This window comes from Paenibacillus sp. JT22N12, assembly GCF_056269365.1.
On sequence record NZ_JBWDNU010000027.1, the window covers coordinates 16,702 to 29,523 of the forward strand.

The 12,822-nt window shown below is 44.3% G+C and carries 15 protein-coding genes and 1 pseudogene; 14 read left to right on the forward strand and 2 right to left on the reverse strand.

Features of this window, described 5'->3' with window-relative positions; genetic code table 11:
- The 12 genes and pseudogenes from AC0YOA_RS37335 (at nt 1) to AC0YOA_RS37390 (ending at nt 9,436) form a co-directional block, all read left to right on the forward strand.
- On the forward strand, nt 1–516 hold the full coding sequence (locus AC0YOA_RS37335) for a P-loop NTPase family protein (RefSeq protein WP_475790830.1): 516 nt from the start codon (nt 1–3) through the stop codon (nt 514–516).
- 281 nt (nt 517–797) lie between these two features.
- Nucleotides 798–1,676 (forward strand): Cof-type HAD-IIB family hydrolase, encoded by an 879-nt coding sequence (locus AC0YOA_RS37340; protein ID WP_475790831.1) that lies wholly within the window; start codon nt 798–800, stop codon nt 1,674–1,676.
- 69 nt (nt 1,677–1,745) lie between these two features.
- Nucleotides 1,746–2,255, forward strand: coding sequence for an AAA family ATPase (locus tag AC0YOA_RS37345; RefSeq protein WP_475790832.1), 510 nt, complete (start codon nt 1,746–1,748; stop codon nt 2,253–2,255).
- A gap of 275 nt (nt 2,256–2,530) precedes the next feature.
- Nucleotides 2,531–2,698, forward strand: a pseudogene (locus AC0YOA_RS37350) (export ABC transporter ATP-binding protein); the annotation flags it as partial.
- A 179-nt stretch (nt 2,699–2,877) separates the two neighbouring features.
- Nucleotides 2,878–3,273, forward strand: coding sequence for a hypothetical protein (locus AC0YOA_RS37355; RefSeq protein ID WP_475790833.1), 396 nt, complete (start codon nt 2,878–2,880; stop codon nt 3,271–3,273).
- A 403-nt stretch (nt 3,274–3,676) separates the two neighbouring features.
- Nucleotides 3,677–4,012: a DUF1801 domain-containing protein gene (locus AC0YOA_RS37360; protein ID WP_475790834.1), complete on the forward strand. Its 336-nt coding sequence runs from the start codon at nt 3,677–3,679 to the stop codon at nt 4,010–4,012.
- Nucleotides 4,013–4,034: 22 nt separating this feature from the next.
- A complete protein-coding gene (locus AC0YOA_RS37365) occupies nt 4,035–4,379 on the forward strand; it encodes an ArsR/SmtB family transcription factor (RefSeq protein ID WP_475790835.1) in 345 nt (114 codons plus the stop codon).
- A complete protein-coding gene (locus AC0YOA_RS37370; RefSeq protein ID WP_475790836.1) occupies nt 4,379–4,882 on the forward strand; it encodes an SRPBCC family protein in 504 nt (167 codons plus the stop codon). The genes AC0YOA_RS37365 and AC0YOA_RS37370 overlap by 1 nt, the downstream gene beginning before the upstream one ends.
- Before the next feature lie 621 nt (nt 4,883–5,503).
- The gene (locus tag AC0YOA_RS37375; RefSeq protein ID WP_475790837.1) at nt 5,504–6,127 is read left to right on the forward strand and encodes a VanZ family protein; all 624 of its coding nucleotides are present in this window, start codon (nt 5,504–5,506) and stop codon (nt 6,125–6,127) included.
- A 323-nt stretch (nt 6,128–6,450) separates the two neighbouring features.
- Nucleotides 6,451–6,747: a hypothetical protein gene (locus AC0YOA_RS37380; protein ID WP_475790838.1), complete on the forward strand. Its 297-nt coding sequence runs from the start codon at nt 6,451–6,453 to the stop codon at nt 6,745–6,747.
- A 53-nt stretch (nt 6,748–6,800) separates the two neighbouring features.
- Nucleotides 6,801–7,178 carry a BlaI/MecI/CopY family transcriptional regulator gene (locus AC0YOA_RS37385; RefSeq protein ID WP_475790839.1) on the forward strand — a complete coding sequence of 126 codons (378 nt, stop codon included), beginning with the start codon at nt 6,801–6,803 and terminating at the stop codon, nt 7,176–7,178.
- The gene (locus AC0YOA_RS37390; RefSeq protein WP_475790840.1) at nt 7,175–9,436 is read left to right on the forward strand and encodes a M56 family metallopeptidase; all 2,262 of its coding nucleotides are present in this window, start codon (nt 7,175–7,177) and stop codon (nt 9,434–9,436) included. Before AC0YOA_RS37385 ends, AC0YOA_RS37390 begins: the two co-directional genes overlap by 4 nt.
- A 245-nt stretch (nt 9,437–9,681) precedes the next feature.
- Here the strand turns inward: AC0YOA_RS37390 and AC0YOA_RS37395 are convergent, their stop codons facing one another.
- Complete coding sequence (locus AC0YOA_RS37395; RefSeq protein ID WP_475790841.1) at nt 9,682–10,125, reverse strand: hypothetical protein; 444 nt, start codon at nt 10,123–10,125, stop codon at nt 9,682–9,684.
- 252 nt (nt 10,126–10,377) lie between these two features.
- On the opposite strand from AC0YOA_RS37395, the gene AC0YOA_RS37400 reads away from it, so the two are divergent.
- Nucleotides 10,378–11,706 carry an outer membrane protein assembly factor BamB family protein gene (locus AC0YOA_RS37400; RefSeq protein WP_475790842.1) on the forward strand — a complete coding sequence of 443 codons (1,329 nt, stop codon included), beginning with the start codon at nt 10,378–10,380 and terminating at the stop codon, nt 11,704–11,706.
- 119 nt (nt 11,707–11,825) lie between these two features.
- On the opposite strand, the gene AC0YOA_RS37405 is transcribed toward AC0YOA_RS37400, so the two are convergent.
- Nucleotides 11,826–12,014, reverse strand: a complete 189-nt coding sequence (locus AC0YOA_RS37405) for a hypothetical protein (RefSeq protein ID WP_475790843.1) — start codon at nt 12,012–12,014, stop codon at nt 11,826–11,828.
- 422 nt (nt 12,015–12,436) lie between these two features.
- On the opposite strand from AC0YOA_RS37405, the gene AC0YOA_RS37410 reads away from it, so the two are divergent.
- On the forward strand, nt 12,437–12,721 hold the full coding sequence (locus AC0YOA_RS37410) for a hypothetical protein (RefSeq protein WP_475790844.1): 285 nt from the start codon (nt 12,437–12,439) through the stop codon (nt 12,719–12,721).
- The last annotated feature ends 101 nt before the right edge of the window (nt 12,722–12,822 follow it).

A 12,822-nucleotide genomic window follows, 5' to 3' on the forward strand; every position in this document is an offset into this window, starting at 1 on the left:
TTGGAATACTGCAAAAGAATACATATTATCGGAGAAGTAGGCAGTGGTAAAACATATTTAGGCAAGAAATTGTCGACACAACTTAACATTACCCATTATCAACTTGATAATGTTGTTTGGAGTAGGGGAGAAGAATCCGACACACGAAATCCTCCAGAAGTTCGTGACGGAATTCTTAATGATATTCTGAATCAGGAAAAATGGATTATTGAGGGTGTCCATTATAAATGGGTTCAGCGAAGTTTTGAGCTAGCCGATATAATCATCTACTTGGAAACGAATGTGTACATACGAGATATACATATGATAAAGAGATATATAAAACAAAAACTTAAACACGAGACAGGGAATTACAATCAAACAATTGAGAACTTGTATGAGATGATAAAATGGAACCATAACTTTGATTCCAATCGAAAGCCGTTAATTGATCAGATGTTATTTCCGTTTGACAACAAAGTACAAAAGTTTAAAAGCAATAAGCAAGTTATAAAGTCGATGAAAAGAGCACTTTAGTTTTTTGGATTGTTCGAAATAATAAAGAGAGTGTTTTGCTACGCTAACGGGAAACGTTAGTTGAACGCATTTTGGAGCAGTTTGCCGGCGGCAGCTGCTCCATTCTTCATTAAGCTACCCCGAAAATTACTCTTAGCACAAACCCAAAAGTGAAACATTAGGAAGTTAAGAAGCCTCCGAATTAGAAAGAGCGACTTGAAAACCAAGATTCTCGAGCTTTCGTACGGCTTGTGTAACAATCAGGTTATTATTGGAAAAATTACTTGTGAGGAGAGATGCGGATGTCGGACATACAGGCAATTGTATTAGACCTGGACGGAACATTGCTCGGCAGTGACAAATCCATATCACCTAGAAATTATCAGACGGTTAAAAGATGTTTTGATTCTGGAATTCATATTATTGTTGCCACGGCGCGACCGCCTAGAGCGGCTAATCAATTTGTGAAGAATTTTCCTTTTGTAGACTACTTGGTTTATTACAATGGTGCTCTAGTAACATGCAAGTCTAAGCAAATTCAGCGGCACATTAGTATCCCAAATGAGATTAGCCAACAGATTAACAAATTCATCGAGTTACATGCTCCTCAATCGTTAATTTCTTACGAGGTTAATGATTCATGGTATGCGTGTAAACCAGTTCCCGAATCGTTGCGTGCTCAATTCGGACTCCGTTCGAATGATCCGAAACCCCAGGTTATTGATAACGATTTTATTAGTTCACTCTCCCCAACCAAAATATTGGTTCAAGGTTACATCACATGGAGGGATATAATAGAGCAATTCGGCGACCATGTGAACGTAATCGCAACCGATGGAGGGGTATTGGTTCAAATCATGCAAAAATCAGCATCAAAAGAAGATGCCGTGCAATGGGTGCTTAATGATATCGGGGTGAAGCCAGAAAATGTAATGGTATTCGGGGATGACTTTAACGATTTAGGACTATTCCAAATGTGCGGATTTCCGATCGCAATGGAGAACGCGATAATTGAACTAAAAAATTGTGCAGCCCACGTAACCGATTCAAATGATAACGATGGTGTTGCTGTTGCAATTGAGAAATTAGTGGTGTTATCACTTGCTGATAATGATTCAACTAACGGGTACGTTAGTGAGGAGCTTGCCGCGGGGCAGATCCTCTTTGGATTATTGAAGTAACGGGGAGTTTAGCGGCAGATAGACATATCCAATATATTATGCTTATCCAGTTGAATGGAGGGTCTAGCCATGGGCATTAGGAATTATCTGATTGAAGGCGTTTCCGGCACCGGCAAAACTTCGGTCTGCAAAGAATTGCAGCGGCGCGGCTACCATGCCATTAATGGTGACCGTGAATTGGCTTATCAAGGCGATCCGGAAACTGGTACATGGACGGATGGCGTCACGCACGAGCACCACATTTGGCATGTAGATAAAGTAAAAGCTTTGGTCGCCAACCAGGATGAGGCGGTAACATTTTTCTGTGGTGGTTCCAGGAACTTTTCAAAATTCATAGATCTATTTGACGGCGTGTTTGTCCTCGAGGTCGACCTTGACACATTGAACCGGCGGCTTGACAAGCCACCGGAAAATGAGTGGGGCGGAAAGAAAACGGAACGGGAACTCATTGCGCGATTGCACCAAACGAAAGAAGACATTCCGAAAAACGGAATTAAAATCGATGCCACCGCACCGATCGAGCACGTCGTTGACGAGATCGTCCGTCAAAGCGAAGGAAATAAACGCCAACGACAGTAACTTATGGTCGCTCACGGACAGCCAATACACCGGTGCACCAGGATACGAATAGTCCCATCCACTGCGCTAACGGGCAGGATATTGCAGTCAGTTAATGGCACGATTATCGTCGATCGCTCAAGAGGCTTCAGTGTCACTATATTTAATTCCTCACGGATAAGATGAGTTTAAATAGGAAGATTCTCAGGGGTTAAGGATGAACTTGTGCACTGTCACAGGGGCATCCTTTTTTATTACAATTACATTATCCTAAAGACGAAACGGGAGTGTTACGCATGAACGTACTTGAAATTAAGCAGCTTATGAAATTTGGTGATTTGGCCATTAACTTGATTGTCTCTCAGCTCCGGGTCACCAAGGGTGAAATCGAAGATCTTGGCAAGAGTATTGCTAAACACGGTAATTTTGCGAAGATGAACATCGGGATTGTACCGCAGGAAATGCAATCACACATCGGCCAAGCTGCTCATAATGGATGAGCCAACGGTGGGCATTATAGCCGTCTATAAGTTTGGCAGGAATAATGGATACTCGAAGCTATATGTAAGAAAATAAGCTAATCCCCTATTTTAATCATACATTTCGAGTCTACTTTAATTCAATTAAGAAAGTAGGAGACAGAATGAAAAACAATTTGAAGGTAGGATTTGTTGTTGGAATTGTAGCTGGTGGTCTCAGTATTATCCTATACTATATTTTGTGTAGTTTGTTGGAGGTCAGCTTTGTACAGTTAAATCCTGTTTCGATTCTCATTGTGTCCATTATTGTAAATGTAATTGGTGCACTTATTTACAGTAAATTACGGCAAAAAACTGCTAGACCTGTTATTTATTACAGTATGATCACCATCGGGACTGCACTATTGCTTTCATGGTATGATTGGGCAATTCCTATAGAACCGCACATCACAGATGTAGCTAACACGATTCATGCACTCGTCACTGGAATTTCCATCGCTTGGATTCCTACATGGGTAAACAAAAATTCCCATAAAAATAAATTGGTGGTCAAAACTTGAATAGAAAAAAACCAAATGGTTTATCTTTTTACACTTTTGTTCTCCCAACCATTTACTTTTTTTCATGCCATTTAATAAAACAAAGTTCAATGGGTGGAGAATGTGGTAGAGAAGGCAGATATCGCCGAACATCTTTAAGCTAACGGGTACTATGGTTTAACCAGAAACAGGGAGCAGACGCCGCGGTGCTGTTCCCTGTTCCATTGAAGTATCTGGCAGGTTAGCATGGAAAAATTCATTATACAGTCCGGGCACTACGCGGGGGAAGAAGTTCAGGTTGTTCATGTTTCAGGTTGAACCGGCATAAATAAGGAAAAATTTATATATTCCTTTACGGGAATATTCTGGAAGTGGTATATTTTCTCCATAAGCAATGAACTATCCAAATAGGAGGGAAAATAAAGTGAATCAGGAAGTTACGGCCTACATCGAAAATTTGCCAAAATGGCAGGGGGGATTCAGTTCAACCCTGCGGGACATGATTCATGGGACGATTCCGGAAGCCGAAGAACGCATTCAGTACAAGAAACCGCATTTTCTGAAAAATGGACAGTATGCAGCGGTTATTTCGCCTTCAAAGGACGCCATTGCGTTCATGATCATGAATGCAAACGGCATCGACTTTCCAAAGGGATTCGAAGGACCTGCCGAACGGAAGTGGATCAAATTGCGGGAAGGGGACACTCCGGATCTTGCCCTGCTGTCGGGCCTTCTGAAGCAAGCCTCCAGCACACTGTAACAGAAATCATCGGGAGGGGCCAATGAATACGACAACCTTGAACGCGCTCGCGGAACCCAACGGATTGCAGATCATCGAACTGTTGCGCGAAGGTCCGCTTACGGTCGGGGACATCGCGGATCGGTTGCACCTTCGTCAACCCCAGGCATCCAAACATCTGAAAATCTTGAGTGAAGCAGGTCTTGTCGAAGTACGGGCGGACGCCAACCGGCGAATCTACCGACTGCGCCCGGAACCCTTAATTGAAATGGATGAATGGCTTGGATCGTTTCGCGGCATGTGGGAAGAACGTTTTGACCGTCTATCCGATTATCTCATTCATTTGAAAAGAACAGGTTCATCCCTAAATTTCAAGGAGGAAATCTAATGAACAACCAACAACAAGGACTTTTATTAAAACGTGAGTTTAACGCCCCTCGTGAACTGGTCTTTAAGGTGTGGACCGATCCGGCGCATTTTGGCAATTGGTGGGGGCCTCAGGGGTTCTCGCTTGATGTAGCAAAAATGGACGTCCGTCCAGGCGGTATGTTCCTCGGCTGCCAGAAGTCTCCGGATGGGCAGCACGCCATGTGGGGCAAGTTCGTTTACCAGGAAGTGCAGGCGCCGGAGAAACTGGTATGGGTCCAATCCTTTTCCGATGAAGAAGGGAACACCGTTCGCGCCCCGTTCAATCCGAACTGGCCGCTTGAGATTATGAATATTCTAACGCTCGAAGAAAACGAGGGAACGACGGTTTTGACGCTGCAGGGCGGACCGCTCAATGCTTCTGCTGAGGAACAGGAAGCATTCGACGCGATGGCACCGATGGTTGCACAAGGGTTCGAAGGCACGTTCGAGGAACTTGCCAATTACCTGGCTAGTCAACAGTAAGCAGACACAAATCGGTGAGACGGAAGCCTCGGGGGAATTACTCCGGGGCTTTTTCGTTTGCCTCTATCTGCGGCGAGCGTACTGAACATTACATCGTCCGCTGGCAGACGTACAGGTGCAAGTCCCCCGTAAGGGAAGTAAGTATTTGTGGTTCGAGATGGAGGGTGTGTCCATGAGGAAGATACTGGAGCTGATGCAGCTTACATTCACACACCTAATCCTGACACTCAGGAATTTCCAGTAAACTTTGATTTTATAATGATGAATTCCAAGCTTCCAAATACATTCAGGGACCTCATAGATATAACACAATATAATGTTGGTTATTATGAATCGGAGTTCGAGCGTGTTTATTACATACAATCAAGTTACCTCAAATTCCCATTATCAAACAAAGATTATTGAGCTAACGGGTACGAGAGCTCAAACACCAGGAACGAGGCGAGAATGCAAGGGGGTTCCTCTTCTTCTTGCCCGGAGAAGTAAATTATGCTAACAGAGACTATAGTTTAAAGCAACACGACAGCAGCCAGCACATGATCGGCTGCTCTTTTGTTGAAGTGAAAGGCAGGTAGCAAAGTGCCTTATTGAAAGTGCAGCGTCAATATCATAGAATAAGTTATGACTAAAAGAACAGCACTTATTTTGACAACTATTCTTTTTCTTCCATTTTTGGGCGCCTATCTGTGGTTTTATGGGCGCTTTGGGAGCTATTTGCTCAGGCTTATGTTTGGAGTGGCTGCTACTGATAGTATCTGGCCAGCCACGGCTCTCATTCTTTTGACCAATCTGGTTTTTGCGGCTAACATTTACCAGCTTTGCCGTGGGCGCTTTTACAAATGGTTTGTTTGTTTGGAAGTCATCGTGTATTTTCTAAGTAGCATGATTTTTATTCTTTTCAAGACTTACGGTGATGGCATTGCCGGGGTTAATCTGCAGTGGCGGGCGGTCTTCTGGAATTCTAATGCAGAAACTTTGGCCAATATTCTGATTTTTATTCCTATTGGTTGGATGCTTTATCTGCTGTTGCGAGGTTTCTGGCGGACAATGTTCGCGGGATTGGCTTTGGTCCTGCTGATTGAGCTCTCTCAATATGTTTTTCGTCTAGGTATCACGGATGTTGTGGATGTGATGACCAATATGACGGGGATTTTGGTAGGTCTTCTGATCATTGCTCTAATCCGACTCTTTGGCGTCAAATTTTATGACAGAGGGATTTATTGGGCTTTTAGACAACAAGGTTAGCAGACAACGCACATCGTTAGTTAAACTAACGGATCACGATGGCTTAATCAAGGTATTGACGAGGGAGCTGCTGCGGCAGCTCCTTTTTTGCTTCTTTGCAAAGATTTGGACAGTAAGGCTAGTCGGCCTTGAAATCCTGCTCAATATTCTCTATTTCGTCCTCGCGCTGTTCATGTTCTCGGATATGGCGATATGGAATTCCGGTTTTATGCAGTAACTAGCGCAATCCGGTATAACGCCGGTCCGCAGCGAGGCATATGAAGTCGGTGCAAACTATTTAAGTGACAGATTCTCATCTAATCGATTGTTTAAGGGGATAAATAATGTTAGAGAAAGTAGATGTAAACAACATCATCAAATATCTTCATCATGAAAAAGGGATTATTGATAATACTGTTAATGCGATTAATAATAAGTCTGGATCAACGGACGTGCTTGTTTATATTCTTTCAGGCGAAATTTTTGGCGGAAACCCTGAAATGGCGAAGGAAACAGGATGTCGGGCGGCAAGAACTTCCTTACAATTACGCCGACAAATATACATCCCTCCATCTCATGCCATCAACGAATACAACATATCTCTCCGGTTGACAATATTCTTTTATATGTGTAAATTTTAAATAGCGTTTACAGATGTAAACGAAAAGTTTGGGATTGAAAAGAGGTTAAGACTATGAATAATCCCCCTCACATTACCGATGCCGAACTTGAAGTCATGAAGCTTCTTTGGCAGAAAGAGCCGTTATCCGCTAATGAGATCATTATCAAGCTGACGGAGCAGATGCAATGGTCGGATCAGACAATCAAAACCTTTCTGAACCGCTTGCACAAGAAGAATGCGATCCGTTTCGAAAAGTCCGGCAGGAATTATCTCTATTATCCGTTGGTTTCATATGAAGATTACTTAAAAACCGAGAACCGATCCTTTCTGGACAGGGTTTATAACGGTGCCGTAGGCATGCTTTTTGCGAAATTTCTTGAGGAAGAGACTCTTTCGGAGAAAGATATCGAAGAGCTCCAACAGCTGCTGGAAGAGAAGAAAAAATCATGATCATCATGAAAACGATGTTCGCCGTTATCTTGCACGCATCGTTGGCATCGTCGGTAATCGTCTTGCTGCTGCTCGGCATTCGGTTGCTGTTCCTTGTGCGGCTGAAACCCAGATTCATTTACGTCTTATGGTTCCTTGTATTAATTAGGCTTCTTATTCCTGTCGGTCCGTCGAGTTCCATCAGTTTGTTTAATCTGGTGCCGCAAGCGACAGCCGACAAATGGACAACCGTTCAAAGCCGTCCGGCCGACCATTCCGGATCCGTAAATCAGAGCGGGGATAACGGGTCTTCCTCTCCTGCTGCTTTGGCATCCGGTAAGGCGCCTTGGCCGCAACGAACAGAAGAAAACCTGCCTTCCAATTTATCGGCAAAGCAGCTTGAAGAACCTGTTTCAGCAAGGGCAACTTCTCTTCCTCCTGCCGTTGAGAAAAAACAGTTGTGGTCCAATATACTTAAAATCGGTTTATGGATATGGCTTGGAGGTTTGGCCGTACTCGGGATGTATTATTTGATTGTGACGCTCAGATTCAGAAAACAACTCAAGCACTCCCGTCCGATCGACGACGAAGAGGTACTTTCCGTTCTTAAAGCGTGCAGTAAACAACTCGGAATCAAACAAATCATTCCGGTGTATGAGATAAGCGGTTTTTACAGCCCTTGCATCTACGGAGTGAGAAAGCCGAGAATTTATTTGCCGGAGGATTTTGCTGTAATCGCCGATTCCCGGCAGCTGGCGCATGTTCTTTTACACGAACTAGCCCATTATAAACGCAAGGATTTAGGGTTCAATTCCTTGTGGACGTTAGCGGTATGGCTGCATTGGTTTAATCCTTTCGTGTGGCTGGCCCGGCGCAAAATGGCCTCCGATCGGAAAATGGCCTGCGATGCGGCTGTGCTTGAGCTGCTGGGCGAGCGGGGATCTTCTTCCTACGGCATGACACTTCTTATGCTGTCGCGTTTATTTTCCCGAAGCTCTTCGCCGCGGGTTCATCTTTCCTATTATTTCAACAACAAGAATGAAACGAAACGGAGAGTTACCATGATCACAAAGTTCAAACAAGGTTCATACAAGCTGTCTGCCATGGCTGTTGTGTTGATCCTCCTCTTGGGCGCAGTTTTGCTCACCAATGCTAAAGTCGAATCAAACGCCTCCTCCCGGGCGGAGAGTCCGGAGGAAGAGAATCCGGTTGCCCAATTTGAGGTCGACAGACTGATTCCCTCGTACAAATGGTTTAATAACCTGAACCGGGCAATCAATTTTTCAAAGTTTGAATTTAAAGTACCTGATTATATGCCTGAACGGTATCAATTGGAAAATATAAATTTGAGCGAGAGTTTCGCGAAAGCACATAAAGCGGACTTGATTAATTCAGTTTCCATCACTTTCGTATCCAACTTTGGCCAGAAAGACGAACACTATTTCGAGATGGTTGCTGCCAAAGGAAACGGTACACTGATGGAGCATAATTTTTTGTGGGGTGCCCCGTATCCCCAAGCGCTGGACCGCGCGCCTTCCGACAGGCAAGAAGACATGACAATCGGCAATATCAATGGTGTTATGTACACGACTACCAAGATCTGGTCCAAGCAAAAACCTGAAACGGCCAAAAGCTTTGTATGGCAGGATAACGGTGTCATGTATACGATTAATTTCTTTAGCAATGATCTTTCCCAGGATGAACTGGCGAAAGTCGTGCAATCCTTTGTTTCGCCAGGCCAGGTTCAACATGTCGACTATAAAGGTGAGGGCAATTCATTCGCTTTATATGACGAGACGGACCTGCAAGAAGCGAAGCGTATTCTTGGCTTTCCAGTGAAGATTCCGGTTGATGTCTCAGATTATGGTCTTAAACTTTCCGATTCATCTCTGATGCGGGCTGACGATCAGAACACCAAGTTCTATTTTAGACCGGACACGGATGTTTTGTGGAATTCATATCGAGTTCCTTTCAATTCTCCCCTGTATGAACTAAATGACAGTATTGAGTTTTATCAAAGCAAGGCACCTGTTGTGGACGTGAAAAGGCTGTCGTTCCTGCGCAAGTTGGAGATGAACGGGATCGGAATTACCGCCTATGCGGATAACGATAATATCTATACGGAGCCTGTCCATTCCGATAGCAATCAATTGAAGTTCAAAACTCAAACGTTTTACGTGTGGCAGCAAAACGGTGTTTATTATACGGCTCATTTCTATGGGGTGGACAAACATCAGGAAGAAAACCTTAACGCCCTAGTACTCGCTCCCGTTGAATGACCAGGAAATAACAAAGCATGATTTACGCTTGAAGATTATCCCTTCGTCATTTCTTGGCGTCGTGTTTGCAAACTATGTGAAGATGCGCTGAGATCGGTTGATTTGAGTCGTTCGGATCATCTTTCGATGTGTAAGCAAGGCTCCCGAGAGGGAGCCTCCCAAATAGCGGGCATTCATCGAATGCAATCGTCATCGGATTTGGTCTAACTGTCAAGCACTGATTGTGAGATAGAGCAAAAATATTATCATTGTTCAATTTTTAAGACGATGGGTTTAATAGTTCCATTCTCTACAAGAATGGAACTATTTTTTGTTAGCTCTATTGTTCTAGCATTTTTATACATAAATTCTCTTATATCATAAATGTAATCGAAAACAAATTTCCCTTCATTCACAAAAATAATTCTACGTTTAATATCAGTTTCTAACCTATCCAAATTAGTTTTAACCCCAACAATCTTATCAAGAGCTTCTTCATTGAAAAAAGGATCTTCAATTATAAAAGCCTTATCCCAGACAAAAGGAGTAAGATCAGCGAATTTTGCAGTACGATTTTCATTCTTTAGTTTTATAATATTCTGCTCAATAGTTTCAGTGTTATTATTAGTTTTTTCGTTAGTTGTAAGCACCAGATACCCTATAGAAATAATTCCAACCAATACAACTAATAGCAGTATAGTTCTTCTCATATGCTCGACAGGGTGTAGTTATTCTTGATAATACGTGATTCAGCATCTTGAAGCCAACAGTGACGTTGACCTAGCCATTGTTCGACATGGTTAAATATCTTACTCATAGATAAATCTCCCCATTTAATAAATTATAGTATCATTTTACCATATACCAACTTATTCCAATATCTCATGGTAACTTTTGCTCATTCATTGCGTCTTACTTATTAAGCGCCGGATGGCAAGATGAGGATAGGGGGAGGAAAAGAATTGAATAGGAAAGCAAAGCGCGGCTTGTCGGTCTGCTTGTTAAGCGCATGCGTCTTGGCTCAGTTCATGCTGCCGGGCCGACTGCCCGCTTATGCAGCTCAAACGCCTTGGGACGTTAGTGCCGTTTCGTCGAGTGCGCCGGAACTGCATCCCGAATGGACACAAAACATTGGCGGATATCAGAACAAAGGCGACCAAGCGATCAAAGTAGGGGCAGCGTTGCTCACGATGAAGGAAGGCCAGCTTCTCGCTATCGACACGTTAACCGGAAAGCGGATATGGAAATTCGGAGCCTATCTGGAGCCGGCTCTGGCGACATGGAGCGACCAAGAAGGCGATCACATCTATACAGTGACCAACGGCGGCATGCTGGTGGCCGTATCCTGGTCGGGGAAGACGATATGGACAGCGCAAACCGGCGGCTATGAAGAGAACGAACATGTGCAAGCGGCCGGCGGTTACGTCTTTGTTCTAAAGTCGCATGTGACGGAGATCTACGACGCTGACAGTGGGAAGCGCCTGACCAAAATTTTCCACCCGGCAGATGAAGGGGTCGGAGACCCGAACGTGACGGTCTCGGTGTCGGGAACGACGATGATTCGAGGCTTCGAAGCGGACGGCGCGTACATTTCCGGGAATCTCGAGGCTTATGATATTCGAACGGGCAAGCATCTTTGGGAGCAGCGCGGCCATTTGTTTTCGATGCTTAACACCAATTCCAATCTCTATTCGCTTGTGGAGAACATGCCGCTTGATCTGGATGCCTCCGAGCGTCATGTCACGATCGACAAGATCGATATCCAATCGGGGAAGGTTGCGGGTTCCCTTATCTATAATTGGACCATTCCACAGTCGGAAGTGCAGACGACGCCGTACGCATCGGATGCGGTTCTTGCATATGACCGGATATACATCAATCAAGGCAAAGCGATTGGCGTCTATAATTTCTCTGCTTATTCGAAAGGACAAGCGCCGCTGCGTACGATACCGCTTGCGGCCGATTATTATATGACGGGGAGTTACGCTGCAGGCATGCTGTTCCTGGGGGATACGCGGGGCGGCGACCTGAAGGCTCTCAACATTGCAACAGGCGAAATCATGAGCTGGGGAAAAGAGTCGCAAGGCAGCGACAGGCTCACCGTTGCCAATAGAATTGTGATCAGGGAAAAAGATAACGGCATCGTCGAATTCTACGACCTGATAACCGGCCAATTAAAGGCAACGCTATCGCTTAAATCCGACGGAAGCTACGGTCCCGTTATGTACGATAGCAACTCCGCCTTAATCTGGAAAGGGAATCAAATTTACGGCATCCAGCTGCCGAAATAACCGAAAACCGTCTTGGCGCCTGTTTGTCGACGGCGTCGTGCAGGAGAAGTCGGCGACCGTAAGAATAAGATGCTGCGCTCCTCTAAATACTGGATAACGGCTTGGTGATAGTGTCCCGTTTATTCTAAAATAACAATCGGGGCTTTTTCGGCTTTCATCTGCACGTTGGAAATATCGTCTAGAAGCTGCTTAAGCCCATCTTGTTTATGCTGAATACAAAAGGGGTGTCCAAAGGGCTGGCCTTTGTCTAAGAAAACTTGTCCATCACATTTACCTTTTGAAATATCCGGGCCAATGACTGGATTCATGAAAACTCTCTCTCATAAATATTGCCGGTACCCCTAAGTACTGCCCATAGTTCCACAACATCGCTACCTTTTCTCCGCTAACGGGGGCAAATATTGAACATGCAATTGCGGATTTGCTATTCCCGCTGGCTGCTGGAGAACATCGATTTGTCTCAGGAAGAGTCTGCGATTTGAGAATGAAACTCGATATAATTTGAGCAGTGAACGAAGAAATTCATTATAGACCGCGTACCTTTTGCTAAAGGGCGGTCTATTTCTTCATTTGTCATAGCCAGCTCCAGCCTCGTTCATTTATAAATAAGCAAGAAATCTTATCTTTTGTTAAGCTTTTTTTAAAAGCCTCTTAATGAATCAGGGTTATCTTGAAGTAGGAGCATTCGATTCTCATAACCTATCACAAACATTCGGGAGGCTCACATACGATGAGACAAACAAACCACGCATCTCAGATTCAAAAAAGCAGTTATTCAGGTGTAAGGCGTACTTCCTACCAGGCAAGCAGAGCTGAGGTCTACGAAGGGCATTTGGTGCTGGTGAATCTCGCAAATCCCTTTAGACAGCCGCTTCCGCCAGGTAAGCTGACGTCGTTAAGCTCAAACCCGGCCATACACGAACTGCATGAAGGCATGCTTTTGGAACATACATGTTTACGGCATTTCAATAATCTGCTTGAAGCTTGGGGCGGCAAGCTGAAGGATTCATCGTGACGGCATTCGCCGGTATAGGATAACATATCCATGCTGTCTAAACGGAATGAAAGCGGGCTGGACCTATTGAAATTTCTGGCCGCCCTGCTCGTCATTGCTAA

Coding starts and splice junctions, on each gene's coding strand:
- AC0YOA_RS37340 (WP_475790831.1), top strand. CDS start 798: ATGTCGGACATACAGGCAATTGTATTAGACCTGGACGGAACATTGCTC.
- AC0YOA_RS37345 (WP_475790832.1), top strand. CDS start 1,746: ATGGGCATTAGGAATTATCTGATTGAAGGCGTTTCCGGCACCGGCAAA.
- AC0YOA_RS37355 (WP_475790833.1), top strand. CDS start 2,878: ATGAAAAACAATTTGAAGGTAGGATTTGTTGTTGGAATTGTAGCTGGT.
- AC0YOA_RS37365 (WP_475790835.1), top strand. CDS start 4,035: ATGAATACGACAACCTTGAACGCGCTCGCGGAACCCAACGGATTGCAG.
- AC0YOA_RS37370 (WP_475790836.1), top strand. CDS start 4,379: ATGAACAACCAACAACAAGGACTTTTATTAAAACGTGAGTTTAACGCC.
- AC0YOA_RS37375 (WP_475790837.1), top strand. CDS start 5,504: ATGACTAAAAGAACAGCACTTATTTTGACAACTATTCTTTTTCTTCCA.
- AC0YOA_RS37380 (WP_475790838.1), top strand. CDS start 6,451: ATGTTAGAGAAAGTAGATGTAAACAACATCATCAAATATCTTCATCAT.
- AC0YOA_RS37385 (WP_475790839.1), top strand. CDS start 6,801: ATGAATAATCCCCCTCACATTACCGATGCCGAACTTGAAGTCATGAAG.
- AC0YOA_RS37390 (WP_475790840.1), top strand. CDS start 7,175: ATGATCATCATGAAAACGATGTTCGCCGTTATCTTGCACGCATCGTTG.
- AC0YOA_RS37395 (WP_475790841.1), bottom strand. CDS start 10,125: ATGAGAAGAACTATACTGCTATTAGTTGTATTGGTTGGAATTATTTCT.
- AC0YOA_RS37405 (WP_475790843.1), bottom strand. CDS start 12,014: ATGAATCCAGTCATTGGCCCGGATATTTCAAAAGGTAAATGTGATGGA.
- AC0YOA_RS37410 (WP_475790844.1), top strand. CDS start 12,437: ATGAGACAAACAAACCACGCATCTCAGATTCAAAAAAGCAGTTATTCA.